This window comes from Rhizobium changzhiense (genome assembly GCF_013087625.1).
Classification (GTDB): Bacteria; Pseudomonadota; Alphaproteobacteria; order Rhizobiales; family Rhizobiaceae; genus Rhizobium; species Rhizobium sophorae.
Genome location: NZ_JABFCQ010000005.1, coordinates 1 through 16,044, shown reverse-complemented (window position 1 = coordinate 16,044; position 16,044 = coordinate 1). Strand labels below are relative to the sequence as shown.

14 protein-coding genes and 1 pseudogene are annotated in these 16,044 nt (G+C 61.5%); 7 read left to right on the top strand and 8 right to left on the bottom strand.

The window, feature by feature from the left end; translation table 11 throughout:
• Nucleotides 1–94: 94 nt before the first annotated feature.
• The 3 genes from hisH to hisB are packed head-to-tail and all read right to left on the bottom strand — an operon-like array spanning nucleotide 95 to nucleotide 1,864.
• Nucleotides 95–745, bottom strand: coding sequence for an imidazole glycerol phosphate synthase subunit HisH (gene hisH / locus G9X68_RS23005; protein WP_171604380.1), 651 nt, complete (start codon nucleotides 743–745; stop codon nucleotides 95–97).
• Between the two features lie 2 nt (nucleotides 746–747).
• The gene (locus tag G9X68_RS23000) at nucleotides 748–1,233 is read right to left on the bottom strand and encodes a DUF2628 domain-containing protein (RefSeq protein ID WP_171604379.1); all 486 of its coding nucleotides are present in this window, start codon (nucleotides 1,231–1,233) and stop codon (nucleotides 748–750) included.
• A gap of 22 nt (nucleotides 1,234–1,255) precedes the next feature.
• Nucleotides 1,256–1,864, bottom strand: coding sequence for an imidazoleglycerol-phosphate dehydratase HisB (hisB, locus tag G9X68_RS22995; RefSeq protein ID WP_003544176.1), 609 nt, complete (start codon nucleotides 1,862–1,864; stop codon nucleotides 1,256–1,258).
• A gap of 156 nt (nucleotides 1,865–2,020) precedes the next feature.
• On the opposite strand from hisB, the gene hslV reads away from it, so the two are divergent.
• From hslV to G9X68_RS22970, 6 genes and pseudogenes are all read left to right on the top strand, one after another.
• Nucleotides 2,021–2,548, top strand: a complete 528-nt coding sequence (hslV, locus tag G9X68_RS22990; protein WP_168314976.1) for an ATP-dependent protease subunit HslV — start codon at nucleotides 2,021–2,023, stop codon at nucleotides 2,546–2,548.
• 28 nt (nucleotides 2,549–2,576) lie between these two features.
• Nucleotides 2,577–2,672 (top strand): annotated as a pseudogene (locus G9X68_RS32355) (GNAT family N-acetyltransferase); the annotation flags it as partial.
• Nucleotides 2,669–3,976 (top strand): ATP-dependent protease ATPase subunit HslU, encoded by a 1,308-nt coding sequence (gene hslU / locus G9X68_RS22985; RefSeq protein ID WP_011649875.1) that lies wholly within the window; start codon nucleotides 2,669–2,671, stop codon nucleotides 3,974–3,976. The pseudogene G9X68_RS32355 and the gene hslU, both read left to right, overlap by 4 nt.
• Before the next feature lie 189 nt (nucleotides 3,977–4,165).
• Nucleotides 4,166–5,113, top strand: a complete 948-nt coding sequence (locus G9X68_RS22980) for a DUF1402 family protein (RefSeq protein ID WP_171604378.1) — start codon at nucleotides 4,166–4,168, stop codon at nucleotides 5,111–5,113.
• A gap of 48 nt (nucleotides 5,114–5,161) precedes the next feature.
• Nucleotides 5,162–6,574, top strand: coding sequence for a cytochrome P450 (locus tag G9X68_RS22975; protein ID WP_171604377.1), 1,413 nt, complete (start codon nucleotides 5,162–5,164; stop codon nucleotides 6,572–6,574).
• An 85-nt stretch (nucleotides 6,575–6,659) separates the two neighbouring features.
• The gene (locus G9X68_RS22970) at nucleotides 6,660–8,831 is read left to right on the top strand and encodes a malate synthase G (protein ID WP_171604376.1); all 2,172 of its coding nucleotides are present in this window, start codon (nucleotides 6,660–6,662) and stop codon (nucleotides 8,829–8,831) included.
• 71 nt (nucleotides 8,832–8,902) lie between these two features.
• On the opposite strand, the gene G9X68_RS22965 is transcribed toward G9X68_RS22970, so the two are convergent.
• A complete protein-coding gene (locus G9X68_RS22965; protein ID WP_168309275.1) occupies nucleotides 8,903–9,586 on the bottom strand; it encodes a L,D-transpeptidase in 684 nt (227 codons plus the stop codon).
• A 179-nt stretch (nucleotides 9,587–9,765) separates the two neighbouring features.
• Here G9X68_RS22965 and G9X68_RS22960 point away from each other — a divergent pair, with 179 nt between their 5' ends.
• A complete protein-coding gene (locus tag G9X68_RS22960) occupies nucleotides 9,766–10,260 on the top strand; it encodes an MmcB family DNA repair protein (protein WP_171604375.1) in 495 nt (164 codons plus the stop codon).
• A gap of 23 nt (nucleotides 10,261–10,283) precedes the next feature.
• Here G9X68_RS22960 and G9X68_RS22955 read toward each other — a convergent pair whose 3' ends face one another.
• The 4 genes from G9X68_RS22955 to lhpI all read right to left on the bottom strand — a co-directional run bounded on the left by G9X68_RS22955 (nucleotide 10,284) and on the right by lhpI (nucleotide 15,692).
• Nucleotides 10,284–10,862 carry an ActR/PrrA/RegA family redox response regulator transcription factor gene (locus tag G9X68_RS22955; RefSeq protein ID WP_171604374.1) on the bottom strand — a complete coding sequence of 193 codons (579 nt, stop codon included), beginning with the start codon at nucleotides 10,860–10,862 and terminating at the stop codon, nucleotides 10,284–10,286.
• 68 nt (nucleotides 10,863–10,930) lie between these two features.
• The gene (locus G9X68_RS22950; protein ID WP_171604373.1) at nucleotides 10,931–12,259 is read right to left on the bottom strand and encodes an ActS/PrrB/RegB family redox-sensitive histidine kinase; all 1,329 of its coding nucleotides are present in this window, start codon (nucleotides 12,257–12,259) and stop codon (nucleotides 10,931–10,933) included.
• Nucleotides 12,260–12,282: 23 nt separating this feature from the next.
• Complete coding sequence (gene hrpB, locus G9X68_RS22945) at nucleotides 12,283–14,748, bottom strand: ATP-dependent helicase HrpB (RefSeq protein WP_171604372.1); 2,466 nt, start codon at nucleotides 14,746–14,748, stop codon at nucleotides 12,283–12,285.
• Entirely contained in the window at nucleotides 14,745–15,692 is a 948-nt protein-coding gene (lhpI, locus tag G9X68_RS22940) for a bifunctional Delta(1)-pyrroline-2-carboxylate/Delta(1)-piperideine-2-carboxylate reductase (RefSeq protein WP_171604371.1), read from the bottom strand. The genes hrpB and lhpI overlap by 4 nt, the downstream gene beginning before the upstream one ends.
• Nucleotides 15,693–16,044 lie beyond the last annotated feature (352 nt).

Genomic DNA, 16,044 nt, shown 5'->3' with positions numbered 1-16,044 from the left:
CTGTATTAAAAGCCAGCCCTTGGAGCAATTCCAGCAAAACCGTGTAGCCTTTTTGCTCGGGATTGCGCGAACAATGCTCTACACGTTCCAGGCTCTACGGGTTCCAGCGCAGAAAATTGGCGATCAGGGCCAAGCCAAGCTTCTGGCTCTTTTCCGGGTGAAACTGTGCTCCGACCATGTTGTCGCGCCCGACGAAAGCGGTCATCGGACCGCCATAGTCGGCCGTCGCAATAACATCCTCGGCGTTTTCGGCGGCAAGATGGTAGGAATGCACGAAATAGGCGTGCAGTCCCTGTGACCCCGTCGGAATTCCTTCGAAGAGCGGATGTTCGCGCTTCAAATCGAGCGTGTTCCAGCCGATCTGCGGGATCTTGAGTGCCGGATCATCCGGCGTCATCTCGATGACGTTACCGGGAATCCAGCCGAAGCCGTGCGTCACGGTCTTCTCGAGGCCGCGCGAGGACATGAGCTGCATGCCGACGCAAATGCCGAGGAACGGCCGCGCCTTTTTCTCGACAGCTTCGATCAGCACCTCGGCCATGTCAGGCACGGCATCGAGGCCGCGCCGGCAGTCGGCATAGGCGCCGACACCGGGAAGCACGATACGATCGGCCGCGGCAACATCCTCCGCCCTGTCGGTGAGATCGATATGGGCATCCATGCCGGCTTCGTGGGCGGCACGCTCGAAAGCCTTTGTCGCCGAGCGCAGGTTACCGGAGCCATAGTCGATAATCGCGACGCGCATCGTCAGCGTCCTCCATCAAAACCAAAGAGACCAAGCGATGTTGCATGGCCGTGGGGGCTGTTCGGACGGGCCTTGTTCTGCCAGTCCGGTGCTGCGGCGTCGTCACTAGCTGCGATAGCCGCCCTGTCCGAAAAATAGACCTGCTCGGCAATCCCGATCGTATCGGCTGCAATGAATGCGTCTTCGTTCCAGCCCTTGGCAGCAAGGTTGCGGACACGGAAATTCTGGCCCTCGAGACCGACCAACATATTCACGCCCAGCAGGATTGCCGCTCCCGCCGGCCCGAGGCCCGGTTCGTCCATCAGCGCACCACCAATCCCCTGCAGCAGAAAGGCGGCGGCCGCATGCAGCCAAAGCCGATGCGCCAGCAGCCAAACCCATGGAAACAGGAAGCCGAGCAGCGTGAAGCCGTCACGGATGGTTCTCGTCTCATCGGCCGCGGCGCTTGTGCTGCCGGGCGGTGTCAGGAAGATATAGCTGGATGTCATTGCCGCTGCTCCCTTGAAGGGCTCAGACGAGCGTGCCCTTGGTCGAGGGAACACGGCCTGCCTGTCTCGGATCGATCTCTGTCGCCGTGCGCAACGCGCGGGCAACGGCCTTGAAGCATGTCTCGGCAATATGGTGATTGTTGGCGCCATAATGGTTGAGAATATGCAAGGTGATGCCGGCATTCTGGGCGAGTGCGTGGAAGAATTCGCGAACGAGCTCGGTGTCGAAAGTGCCGATCTTCGGCGCGCTGAAGGCGACATTCCAGACGAGGAACGGCCGGCCGGAAAGATCGACCGCAGCCTTGGTCATCGTCTCGTCCATGGCGAGATCGATCGACGCATAGCGGGTGATGCCCCGCCGGTCGCCAAGCGCCTTGGATATTGCTTGGCCGATGGCGATGCCGGTATCTTCGACCGTATGATGATCGTCGATATGCAGGTCGCCCTTCGCATCGATCTCCATGTCGATGAGGGAATGTCTCGAAAGCTGGTCGAGCATATGGTCGAAGAAGCCGACGCCCGTAGAAATCGTCGATTTGCCGGTGCCGTCGAGATTGACGGAAACGGAAATCGAAGTTTCGTTGGTCTTGCGGGAAACGCTGCCCGTGCGGCTTGCTGCGGTCTCGGCCATATGGCCCTCCATCGGGAATAAGGCCGTTCCTTATCAGGCGCATCGGGAAATATCCAGAAGCCGGGCAAGAGAAAAGCCGGCCCATTTGCAATCGGCGCAAGTCCACTTACATAGGGCTCAACAGGGCCGGCATGCGGCCCGGCAGACAGGTGTTTTATGACAACAATCATTACAGTTCGAAAAGGCGGCAAGGTGGTCATGGCGGGCGATGGCCAGGTGAGCCTCGGCCAGACCGTCATGAAGGGCAATGCCCGCAAGGTGCGCCGCATCGGCAAGGGCGAAGTCGTCGCCGGTTTCGCCGGCGCCACCGCCGATGCCTTTACCCTGCTCGAACGGCTTGAAAAGAAGCTTGAGCAATATCCCGGTCAATTGATGCGCGCCGCCGTCGAACTCGCCAAGGACTGGCGCACCGACAAATACCTGCGGAATCTCGAAGCCATGATGCTCGTCGCCGACAAGTCGATTACGCTGGCGATCACCGGCAACGGCGACGTCCTGGAGCCTGAACACGGCACGACGGCGATCGGTTCGGGCGGCAATTTTGCCCTTGCTGCCGCCCTCGCGCTCATGGATACCGACAAGTCGGCTGAAGAGATCGCTCGCCGCGCCCTCGATATCGCCGCCGATATCTGCGTCTACACGAACCACAATATCGTGGTGGAATCGCTGGATGTCGAAGGCTGAACCCTAGGCTTTGAGACCGCTAGGCCTAACCAAGGCAGGCTTTCAGGGACTTGGCGAAACAACGAATAATTACGGCCGGGCGCTGCTGATGGCCCTGGGCCGCCAGGAGAATGACACGCAATGACGACTTTTTCCCCCCGCGAGATCGTTTCTGAGCTCGATCGCTACATCATCGGCCAGCATGATGCCAAACGCGCCGTCGCGATCGCGCTACGCAACCGCTGGCGCCGCCAGCAGCTCGATCCGAGCCTGCGCGACGAAGTCATGCCGAAGAACATCCTGATGATCGGCCCGACCGGTGTCGGCAAGACGGAAATCTCCCGCCGCTTGGCAAAACTCGCCGGCGCGCCCTTCATCAAGGTGGAAGCCACCAAGTTCACCGAAGTCGGCTATGTCGGCCGCGATGTCGAGCAGATCATCCGCGATCTGGTCGAGGTCGGCATCGGCCTGGTGCGCGAGAAGAAGCGGGCCGAAGTGCAAGCCAAGGCGCATGTGAGCGCCGAGGAGCGTGTTCTCGATGCGCTGGTCGGCACGACCGCATCGCCTGCTACGCGTGAAAACTTCCGCAAGAAGCTCCGGGACGGCGAACTTGACGACAAAGAAATCGATATCGAGGTAGCCGATGCCGGTTCCGGCATGGGCGGCTTCGAAATTCCCGGCATGCCGGGTGCCAATATCGGCGTGCTGAACCTGTCGGAAATGTTCGGCAAGGCGATGGGCGGCCGCACCAAGAAGGTTCGCACGACAGTCAAGGCTTCATATAGTGACCTGATCCGCGACGAATCCGACAAGCTGATCGACAATGAGGTGATCCAGCGCGAAGCCGTTCGCTCCACCGAGAATGACGGTATCGTCTTCCTTGACGAAATCGACAAGATCGCCGCCCGTGACGGCGGCATGGGCGCCGGCGTTTCGCGCGAAGGCGTGCAGCGCGACCTCTTGCCGCTCGTCGAAGGCACGACGGTTTCGACCAAATACGGGCCCGTCAAGACGGACCATATCCTGTTCATCGCCTCCGGCGCCTTCCATGTCTCCAAGCCCTCGGATCTTCTGCCGGAATTGCAGGGCCGCCTGCCGATCCGTGTCGAATTGCGTCCGCTGAACAAGGATGATTTCCGCCGGATCCTGACCGAGACGGAAGCAAGCCTCATCCGCCAGTACCGCGCGCTGATGGAGACGGAAAGCCTGAGCCTCGAATTCACCGACGACGCAATCGACGCGCTTGCCGATGTCGCCGTGCATCTGAACTCCTCCGTCGAGAATATCGGCGCACGCCGTCTGCAGACGGTGATGGAGCGGGTGCTGGACGATATTTCCTACAACGCGCCGGATCGGGGCGGGACGGCCGTGACGATCGATGCCGCTTACGTGCGCGAACATGTCGGCGATCTCGCACAGAATACCGATCTCTCGCGCTTCATTCTGTGATATCGGCGCACCGCTTCATGTCTTTCCCGGCATGAATGACGGATTGTGACGAACGCGACTCTCGACAACGGGCCTTTTACTTTCTAGTGAAGGCCCGTTTTGTTTTCTGCTCCGGCTTTATTCGGCCAAGATTCTGGTCCAGGCAGCCGCATCACAAACGGGACGATGGAACGGACGGGATAACGGATCGTGCGACGCCTTTTGACAAGCCTTATGATTGCCGTTGCCCTGGTGAATTCGGCGCCTGCCTTCGCCATGCAGACGGTGCCGGCCGGCAATCGTCATGCCGAGCAGCCCGATATTCCGGGCGCTTCCATTAGGCGCACCAAGGGCACCAAGAGCAGCTTCGATCTGAAATACGAAAAGGTCCACGAGCTTCTGGCGACCGATCGCGAGTTGATGAGCAAGATCCGCAAGGTCTCCAGCGCTTACGGCATCAATCCCATCCACGTCGTCGGCGCGATTGTCGGCGAACATACCTATAATGTCGATGCCTACGACCGACTGCAGGCCTATTATGTCAAGGCTGCCTCCTATGCCGGGGAAAGCTTCCGCTTCGCCTATGACGGCGAAAACGTCGACGATTTCGTGGCGCGGCCGCAATTTGCCGAATGCAAGGGCAAGAGTGATTCCTACACACTCTGGTCCTGCCGCGAAGATGTCTGGGAAACCGATTTCCGCGGCAAGACGGTGGGTGGTACGAGCTTCCCCAACAACCGTTTCAGCGCAGTCTTCTTCCAGCCCTTCTATGCCGGCCAGACCTTCGGCCTCGGCCAGGTCAATCCGCTGACGGCGCTGATGCTCTCCGATCTCGTGACCCGCGTGTCCGGCTATCCGAAGCTGAACGAGAAGAATGCCGGCGCCGTCTACAGGGCCATCATGGATCCCGATATCTCGCTCGCCTTCGTCGCGGCCTCGATCCGCAGGTCGATCGACGATTACAAGGAGATCGCCGGCATGGATATCTCGGGCAATCCCGGCCTGACGGCAACGCTTTATAATGTCGGCAATTCGCGCCAGCGCGCCGCAGCCCTTGCTGCGAAGAACCGCGGCGCCGGTACGACGGTCTGGCCGGAAGAGAATTATTACGGCTGGCTGATCAACGACAAGCTGGACGAACTCAAGGGCCTGCTCTAGCTTCAAGCTTGCCGGGAAGGCCTAGATCTTCCCCGAAAGGCTTTTACGATGGACATGCGTCCGGACCCCTTCGTCCCGCCAGCACCGCTGCCGCGTACCGTGCCGCCGAGCCGGCTGGAAATCATTCGCATCATCCTGCGCAATCCGCTCGAACTCTGGGGCGAGCCGTCCTACACGCTGCCCTGGATCCGCACCAATTTCTTCGGCCAGAGGACGCTGATCGTCAATGATCCCGGCCTGATCAAGCACGTGCTGGTCGACAATGCCAATAATTACCGCATGTCGGATGTGCGCCAGCTCGTCCTGCGTCCGATCCTCCGCGACGGCCTTCTGACCGCCGAAGGTCCTGTCTGGAAGAGATCGCGCAAGGCGGTGGCGCCGGTTTTCACGCCCCGCCATGCCCAAGGCTTCGCCGGGCAGATGCTGCGCCAGTCCGAAGACTATGTCTGCAAATATGAGAGCGCAGGCGAGACAGGCGCAATTTTCGATATCAGCACCGACATGACCGAGCTGACCTTCGCGATTCTCGCCGACACATTGTTCTCCGGCGAAATCGTCACCTCGAGCGGCCATTTCGCCGACGATGTCAATGAACTCCTGCATCGCATGGGCCGCGTCGATCCGATGGATCTGATGCGCGCTCCCTCCTGGGTTCCACGTGTGACACGCATCGGCGGTCAGAAAGTGCTGGAGAAGTTCCGCGCAATCGTGCGCAACACCATGGATATGCGGCTCGCAAAGATGAAAGCGAACCGCAGCAGTGCGCCCGAGGATTTCCTGACCCTGCTCCTGGAGCAGGCTGGCCCTGAGGGGCTGACCAAGGAAGAAATCGAAGACAATATTCTGACCTTCATCGGTGCGGGGCATGAGACCACAGCCCGGGCGTTGGCCTGGACGCTGTATTGCGTATCGAACAGCCCGCATATCCGCGAAGCGATGGAAGAAGAAATCGACGCGGTGCTCGCCACTGGGGCAGAACCTGTGGAATGGCTGGAGATGATGCCGCAGACGCGCGCCGCCTTCGAGGAGGCTTTGCGCCTCTATCCGCCGGCGCCATCGATCAATCGCGCCGCCATATCGGATGATTGCTGGATAAGCGCCAAAGGTGAGCGGGTCGAGATCGAGGCCGGCGTCACTGTGCTGATCATGCCCTGGACGCTGCACCGCCACGAACTTCACTGGGACAGGCCGCGCGCCTATATGCCCGAACGCTTCCTGCCGGAAAATCGCGGCTCTATCGGCCGCTTCCAGTTCCTGCCTTTCGGCGCCGGTCCGCGTGTCTGCATCGGTGCAACCTTTGCGCTTCAGGAGGCGGTAATTGCCCTTGCCGTCCTGATGCACCGCTATCGTTTCGATTCCACCGATCAGACCAATCCCTGGCCGGTGCAGAAGCTGACGACGCAGCCGCAAAACGGGCTGCCGATGCGCGTGACGCCGCGCATAATTTCCACGAAAGCATAAATCTTTCGAATTATTGCAGAATTGACTGTGAATGAAAGCCGGGCAAAGTGGCAGCATTCAAAGTCGTTGCCAGGGAGAATGCCGCATGAGCCGCGTTGATAAGAACGGTCTTGCCATCGAAACCGTCCTTCATGATTTCCTCGTCAAGGAGGTGCTGCCGGGTCTGGCGGTCGATGCGGACAAGTTCTTTGCCGATTTTTCGGCTGTAGTCCACGATCTCGCCCCGAAAAATCGTGCGCTGCTGGCAAAACGCGACGAGCTGCAGGTAAAGATCGACGACTGGTATCGTCGGCATGGCGCGCCGGCGGATATGGACGAATACCAGTCCTTCCTCCGTGAAATCGGCTATCTCCTGCCTGAGGGATCGGACTTCCAGGTTTCGACCGATAATGTCGACCCGGAGATCGCCTCGATCGCCGGTCCGCAGCTCGTCGTTCCCGTCATGAACGCGCGTTACGCCTTGAACGCCGCCAATGCCCGCTGGGGCTCGCTCTATGATGCGCTCTACGGTACGGACGCCATTCCTGAGAGCGATGGCGCCGAGAAGGGTAAGGGTTACAATCCGAAGCGCGGCGAGAGGGTCATCGCCTGGGTGCGCGATTTCCTCGATACATCAGCGCCGCTGCAGGACTGCCGCTGGAAGGACGTCGGAAGCTTCGCCGTCAAGGATGGAGCGCTGGTCGTCAGATCGATCGATGGCGAGCAGGCCATGCTGACGGACGGCAAGCATTTTGCCGGCTATCGCGGCGATGCAGCCGCTCCGACGCATATTCTCCTGAAGAACAACGGCATTCACATCGAAATCGTCATCGATGCGGCGACAACGATCGGGAAAGCCGATCCGGCTCATATTTCCGATGTCTGGCTGGAATCGGCAATTACGACGATCATGGACTGCGAGGATTCGATTGCCGCCGTCGATGCCGAGGACAAGGTCGTCGTCTATCGCAACTGGCTCGGCCTGATGAAGGGCGATCTGCAGGAAGAGGTGGCAAAAGGCGGAACGAGCTTCATCCGCAGGCTCAACCCGGATCTGCAATATGCTGACCCGGATGGTGCCGCCTTCGAGGTGCATCGCCGCTCGCTGATGCTGGTGCGCAATGTCGGCCACCTCATGACCAACCCGGCGATCCTCGACCGCGACGGCAACGAGGTGCCTGAAGGCATCATGGATGCTGCGATCACCGGCCTGATCGCGCTTTACGATATCGGCCCCTCCGGCCGGCGGAAGAATTCCCGCACCGGCTCCATGTATGTGGTCAAGCCGAAGATGCATGGGCCGGAAGAGGTGGCCTTCGCCGTCGAGATCTTCTCGCGGGTTGAAGATGCGCTTGGCCTACCGCGCAACACCATCAAGATGGGCATCATGGATGAGGAGCGCCGCACGACCGTCAACCTCAAGGAATGCATCCGTGCCGCTCGCGAGCGCGTCGTCTTCATCAATACCGGCTTCCTCGATCGCACCGGCGACGAGATCCACACTTCGATGGAAGCCGGCCCGATGATTCGCAAGGGCGACATGCGTCAGGCGACCTGGATTTCCGCCTATGAGAACTGGAACGTCGACATCGGCCTCGAATGCGGCCTTGCCGGCCACGCCCAGATCGGCAAGGGCATGTGGGCGATGCCGGATCTGATGGCGGCGATGCTCGAACAGAAGATCGCCCACCCGAAGGCCGGCGCCAACACCGCCTGGGTGCCGTCGCCGACGGCGGCGACCTTGCATGCCACCCATTACCACCGGGTCAATGTCTCCCGTGTTCAGCTGGGGCTGAAGGATCGCGCCCGCGCCAAGCTTTCCGATATTCTCTCCGTGCCGGTCGCGGTGCGGCCGAACTGGACGCCGGAGGAAATCCAGCGCGAACTCGACAACAATGCTCAGGGCATCCTCGGTTACGTCGTGCGCTGGGTCGATCAGGGCGTCGGCTGCTCGAAAGTGCCCGACATCAACAATGTCGGTCTGATGGAGGATCGCGCGACGTTGCGCATCTCGGCCCAGCATATGGCGAACTGGTTGCATCACAAGGTCATCACCGAAGCTCAGATCGTCGAGACGATGAAACGCATGGCCGCCGTCGTCGACCGGCAGAGCGAATCGGATCCGGCCTATCAGCCGATGACCGGCAATTTCGACGATTCGATCGCCTTCCAGGCCGCCCTCGATCTCGTCCTGAAGGGCAGGGAGCAGCCGAACGGCTACACCGAGCCGGTGCTTCACCGCCGCCGCCTCGAACTCAAGGCGAAACAGGCTGCGTGATAGGAAGATACGAAAAGGCCGCCGAAACGACAGTCCCGGCGGCCCTTTTTTTACCCATTTCGATATCTAGCTTACTGAATGACGACGACCTTGGATGTGCCCTTGCCGGGACGAACGCGGCTGTAGAGGTCGATGACATCTTGGTTCATCAGGCGAATGCAGCCCGAGGAAGCGGCGGTGCCGATCGAAGCCCATTCTGGCGTGCCGTGCAGGCGGAAGAGCGTGTCCTTGCCGTCCTCGTTGAAGAGATACATGGCGCGTGCGCCGAGCGGATTGGTGAGGCCCGGGCCCATGCCGTCTTCGACGTACTTGGCGAGATCAGGCCGGCGGACGGCCATTTCCTTTGGCGGGTGCCAGTTCGGCCACTCCTGCTTCCAGGCGACGTAGGCGGTGCCGGCCCATGCGAAGCCCTGCTTGCCGACGCCGATGCCGTAGCGCATGGCCTTGCCGTTGGCCAGGATGTAGTAGAGGAAGCGCTCGCGCGTGTTGACGATGATCGTTCCGGGACGCTCTGTGGTCTGGTAGCTGACGACCTGGCGGCGGAACTGCGGCTTGACCCGGCTGATCGGGATCGCCGGCAGCGAGTATCCGGCATCCTTCGTCACGCCGTAGGCGTCATCGAAGATCTGGGCCGTCTGTACCGTCGGGCCCGCGCCCTTGTCGTCGACGGACGCGCTGTCTGAGGTCGTGGAGCAACCGGCCAGAGCGAGCGTCGTCAGCAGGCCAAATACAGGGAATGCATTGCGGATGCGCATGGAAGACTCTTGAAGTTTTGGGGCAAGGAGAACGGTCTCTCGACCATCGTTGATTATGGTTTATTTTCGATTAACTTGCGCTTTGCAAGGCTACTGCGGCGCGACAAATCCGTCTGCCGCGCAAATTAGAAGCGCATGGTTTTTTTGCAACAACACGCCAGCCCCTGCGGTGGTTATCCATGACGATTTTGAGCGTTTACAATAACAATCCGTTAATCGATGGCCGGCAATCGGACAGGGCCATGATGGTGCGGCGGGGAACGCAGATATTGCTGCATGAAATGCGCCACGCCGTGCTGCCCGAACTGCCGCTGGCCAGCGGTCGCCGCGCCGATCTGATCACGCTTTCGGAAAAGGGCGAGGTCTGGATCATCGAAATCAAGACCTCGATCGAAGATTTCAGGGTGGATCGCAAATGGCCGGAATACAGGCTGCATTGCGACCGCCTGTTCTTCGCCACTCACCAGGATGTGCCGTTGGAGATCTTTCCCGAGGAATGCGGACTGTTCCTGTCGGATGGTTACGGCGCCCATATGATTCGCGAGGCGCCGGAACACCGCATGGCGCCGGCCACACGCAAATCCGTCACGCTTAACTTCTCGCGTGCCGCCGCGCATAGGCTGATGATGGCCGAATGGGCGAACGGAAAACCGTTCACTGTCGACGATGTCTAATTATAAACGCGCGAGGTGCGCGTCTATTTCGGCGCGCGTTTGGCAAGGATGCGCTGCAGCGTCCGCCGGTGCATGTTGAGCCGGCGCGCCGTTTCGGAAACATTGCGCTCGCACATTTCATAGACCCGCTGGATGTGTTCCCAGCGCACCCTGTCGGCCGACATCGGGTTTTCGGGAAGCTCCGCCTTTTCGCCCGGCCGCTGCGTCAGCGCCGCGAAAACGTCGTCGGCATCCGCGGGCTTTGCCAGATAGTCGACGGCGCCAAGCTTCACGGCAGTCACTGCCGTTGCGATATTGCCGTAACCGGTCAGCACGATGATCCTGGTGTCGTCGCGCCGCTGGCGGATCGCCTCGATGACGTCGAGCCCATTGCCGTCGCCGAGCCGAAGGTCGACCACCGCATATTTCGGCGGCCGGCCTTTCGATTTCGAAACGCCCTCCGCTACTGATTCGGCCGTTTCCACCTGGAAGCCGCGTGTCTCCATCGCCCGCGCCAGGCGGCGCAGGAACGGCCCGTCGTCGTCGACGATCAGCAGGCTGGCGTCGGGACCGATATGGTCCTCATCTGACGCGGCGAAATTGTCATGATTCTGTTCTGTCATCGTCTCGGTCCCGACGGTTGAACGCCCGATCTGCGTCAACCGCTTATATCCTGTTTATGCCGACAAAGTCATTTTGTCGAATTTGCGTCGATCAGCATGCGCGGCCATTCGATCCGGATGCGCGCGCCTGCACTTTCCGGATCGCGGTTCTCGAAAATCAGCGATGCGCCGGAGCGCTCCAGCAGCGTCTTGGCAATGAAAAGCCCGAGCCCGAGGCCACCCGCCGTATCCTCTTTCTGCCGTTTCGTCACATAGGGTTCGCCGATCCGCGTCAGAATGTCAGGCGCATAACCGTTGCCATCGTCCTCGATGACGATCAGCACTTTGTCGTGATCGTGCTCGACAGTGACGATCACTTTCTCCCGCGCATAATCGACGGCATTTTCGATCAGGTTGCCGAGCCCGTACATGATGCCGGCATTGCGGTCAGTGACCGGCTCGCCCTTGCGCGGGCTCTTTTCGATGAGCTCGAGAGTGATACCGAATTCCCGGTGCGGGGCGACGATCTCCTCGATCATCGACGAAAGCGGCAGGCGGCGCATATGCGCCTCGCCTTCGGAGGAAAGCGTCGTCAGCCGCCGCAGGATGTCACGGCAGCGTTCGCTCTGGCTGCGCAGCAGCATCACGTCCTCGCGGAAACGGTCGTCGTCCTTGAGTTCGCGCTCCATTTCCTTGGCGACGACGCTGATGGTCGCCAGCGGCGTACCGAGTTCATGGGCGGCCGCCGCCGCCAGCCCGTCGAGCTGCGACAGATGCTTTTCCCGCTGCAGCACCAGTTCGGTCGCAGCCAGCGCATCGGCAAGCTGGCTCGCTTCCATCGAGACCCGATAGGCATAGAAAGCGGCGAATGCCATGGTCGAGGCGATCGAACACCAGACACCGAACTGCATGACGTTGTGGACGTTGATCTCGACCCCGTCGAACCAGGGCAGCGGAAAGGGCGAAAAGGCAAGCACTGTGATGCAGACCATCGCAACGCCGATCAGCGCGGTGCTGTAGCGAATCGGCTGCGAGGCAAAGGAGATGATGACCGGCACGCAGACGAGCGCTGCGAAGGGATTGGCAAGGCCGCCGGTGATGAAGAGCAGCGCGCAGAGCTGCAAAAGGTCGAAGCCGAGTAGCGCGAAGGCGGCTGGCGGTTCCAGCCGATGTGTTGGCGGATAACGGATCGTCAGGTAGAAATTCACCCAGGCAAGGGCGGCGATCAGCGAAGAACTGGCAACCAGCGGTAAGGGAAATTTCAGCCAGAAGGCAACGATGAAAACCGTCAGCGCCTGTCCGCCGACGGCAAGCCAGCGCAGCCGCACCAGTGTCTGCAGGCGCAGCCTGCGGCTGTTGTGCCGGTCCTCCAGCGTATAGCCTTCCGTCTTGTCGATCATGCCAGGCTTGTCGATCATGCCGGGGGCTCCTTGAATGGACCTCATGTACCACGCGGTTTTGCCCGTGTCGTCGGCAACGCATCCTCCGGCCGCTCCGGCCAGGGATGCCGGGGATAGCGCCCGCGCATATCGGCACGCACATCCTTCCAAGAGCCGGCCCAGAAGCCCGGCAGGTCGCGTGTCGTCTGGATCGGCCGGTGCGCCGGCGAGGTGAGCTCGAGCAGCAGCGGCAGGCGGCCACCGGCAATGGCCGGATGCTGCTTCAGTCCAAACAGCTCCTGCACGCGGATCGTCAGAACCGGTTCCTCGCCCTCATATTGGATCGGATGCCTTTGGCCGGTCGGCGCTTCGAAGTGGGTCGGCGCAAGCCGGCTAAGGTCGCGCTGCAATTCGTGCGGTACCAGCGACATCAGTCCGTTCGAAAGCCCGGCCGCGGAAATCTCCGAAAGGCCGCGGGCCTCCGTCTGGAAGGGTGCGAACCAGTCGTCGAGCCGGGAAAGCAGAGCATCATCGCCGACATCGGGCCAAGGCTCGCCGATCGTCCGGTGAAGGAAGCCGATCCGCTCGCGAAGCTGAATGGCTTCCTTCGAGAAGGCAAGCTGATCGAGCCCCAGCTCCCGCACCCCCTCCACCAGTGCCTGGGTGACCGCTGCCCCGGAAGGGCGCGGCAAGGGCGTCTCTTCAAAGACGATCGCGCCAAGCCGGGTTGCCCGCCGCGCCCGGATTTGCCGGCTCTGCCGGTCGAAGAATATCTGGTCGCCGGTTTTGATCTCACCGGGCAACTCGGCTTCGATGTCGCCGCGTGTCACCTCGGCTGCCGCCAGAACCCGCGCCTGCGCCGCCCGTCCGGTCAGGTCGGCAATCACCAGCATCTGGCTGCCGGCCAGCCTCTCGGTTTCCGGCAGCTCTGCTCCGCGCCCGTTCGCCATCACGAACCGGCCGCGCCCGCCGCGCTGAAGCGCGATGCGATCCGGGAACGCATGCAGCAGCAGCTGGCCTGCAAGCGCCGGCGCCGTTGAGGCAACCCTGTCGAGGCCGCTCGCCAGCCGTCCCGCCAGCCGCCGCGAGGCTTCTGCTCTCTCGCCCCGCTCGGCCTTGAAGCGTCGCAGTCGCTCCTCGATATCGACACTCGTTCCGCCAAGCCCTTGTTCGGTGAGAAGCACGGCGATCATCGCCGCATCCCGGGCCTGCCCCGCTTCTCCCGCCGAGACGACCATGGCGGCAAGCCGCGGCGGCAAAGCGAGATCGCGCATCACCTTGCCGCGCGCTGTCAACGCTCCGTCCTTGTCGAGCGCGCCAAGTTGGCCAAGCAGCACCCGCGCTTCCCTCAGCGTCGTTTCCGGCGGCTGATCGACGAAGGCAAGGGATGCCGGATCTTGAACGCCCCAATGTGCGAGATCGAGCACCAGCCCCGAGAGATCGCTGGAAAGGATCTGCGGCGGTGTGAAGGCCGCCAATGCCGCGGTCTGTCCCTGGTGCCACAGCCTGACGGCGATGCCCGGCTCCGTTCGTCCGGCACGGCCGGCCCGCTGATCGGCGGAAGCCCGCGACACCCGCACCGTCTCCAGCCGCGTGATCCCGGTCGACGCCTCGAACACCGGCAGACGCTGCAGCCCGCTGTCGATCACGATCCTGACACCGTCGATGGTGATCGACGTTTCGGCGATCGATGTCGCAAGCACGATCTTACGCATCCCTTTGGATGCCGGGCGGATCGCCGCATCCTGCTCTTTCTGGCTGAGATTGCCGTAAAGCGGCGCAATCAGCGTTTCGGCTCCGAATCGTCCTGCCAAGCGTTCGACGGTCCGGGTGATTTCCGCCTGGCCGGGCAGGAAGGCGAGGATCGAGCCGGCCTCGTTGGCATGGGCATCGAGTATCGCCCGCGTCACGGCATCCTCGATGCGTTCGCCGCCCGACCGATCCTGGTAACGGATATCGATCGGAAAGCTGCGCCCCAGGCTTTCGATAACAGGTGGATGGTCGAGCAGGGCGGCCACGCGTTCGACGTCGAGGGTCGCCGACATGACCAGGATACGCAGATCCTCGCGCAGAGCAGACTGGACGTCGAGCGCCAGAGCGAGTCCGAAGTCTGCATCCAGCGAACGCTCATGGAATTCGTCGAAGATGACGACCGAGACACCGGTCAGTTCCGGATCGTCGAGGATCATCCGGGCAAAAACCCCTTCGGTCACCACCTCGATTCGTGTCGCTGCCGATATCCTGTTGTCGAGGCGCATGCGGTAGCCGACCGTCTCGCCGACCTGTTCGCCGATGAGCGATGCCATCCGGCTTGCCGCTGCCCGCGCCGCCAGCCGCCGTGGCTCCAGCAGGATGATCTTGCCGTCGCCGCGCCATGCCTGGCCAAGCAGGTAAAGCGGCACCAGCGTCGTCTTGCCGGCGCCGGGCGGGGCGGAAAGAACGGCGCGTTTTTGCTTTTCCAGCGCAGCAGCGACGGCCGGCAGGACATGTGAAACCGGAAGTTCCGGCAAGGATGCACTGATTGTCACTTTCGGCCCGTCACTGTCTCATAGGCAAGAATGGCGCCGGCGAGATCCTCCAACGCCGCACCCACCGACTTGAACAGCGTGATTTCTGCGTCATGGCTTCGTCCGCCATGGGCGCCGCTGACGAGTTCCGCAAGCTCAGCCCTGATGTCACCTTCCTTCAGCACGCCGCTTTTCAGCGGCTGAACGATATCGCCCGCCTCGCTGATGGCGCCGGCGCGGGTATCGACATAGACCGAAGCACGACGGATGGCCTCGTCGTCGCTTTCGCGCATGCTCGGCTTGAAGGCGCCGACGAGATCGAGATGCGCGCCGGGCTTCAGCCATTCACCTGATATCAGCGGCGCGCTGGAAAGCGTGGCGCAGGAAATGATATCGGCTGTCCGCGCTGCGATTTCAGCATCCGCGACCGCCTCGGCATTCAGTCCGAGCGCCCGGGCTTCGGCTGCGATCTTTTCCGCCGCTTGCCCGTTGCGGCCCCAGACCCGGTACCTCTTGATCGGCCGGGTCGTGCCATGGGCCAGCATCAGATTGAGCGACAGCCGACCGGTTCCGCAGACGAGCAACTCTTCCGCGTCGGGGCGGGCGAGATGACGGGCCGCCAGCGCCGATGCTGCTGCCGTCCGCCGCGCGGTCAACTCGCCGCCGTCGATTGCGGCAAGCATCTCGCCGGTAGCGCCGGAGGAAAGAAGATAGGTTCCGAAGATTGCCGGCAGGCCGCGTCGCACATTGCCTGGAAAGACCGAGACCGTCTTTACCCCGGCATAGCGTCCGGGAACCCAGGCGGGCATCAGGAGCAATGTGGCGCTCTCTTCATCCGGCACCTCCATTTCATGGTGATGGCGCACCGGCATCACGCATTCGCTCTGGAACATGCGGGCGATCGCCTCGATCAGATCCGGCCAGGGTAGGGCCGCGCGCGTCTGTTCTTCATCGAGGACTAGCATTCTTCACTCCGCCGCATCGTTCTTCATCGCCAAACTAGCGAGTGAGGCGTGACATAGGCAAGCACCCTGGAATTCCGCGCCTGGCGCCCCATATAAGTCTTGTCTCCCTCGCCGAAGCCGTTCTTCGGGATTCGGCGAAAACGAATCTCAAAAACCACCCATTCGGGCGGTGAATTTCTTCGTTTTTGGAGATGAACGCCAAAAGCCCTTCATTTTCAACCTGTTACAAAAATGTCAAAAAACTTTTGTTTGGTGTGTTGACTGTCTGCAGGGGTTAGTTCTATAAGCCCCCTCACTGAACGAGGGCGGCGGCGCTGCTGGCGACGAAGTCTTTCGTTCTGGTGAAACTCAA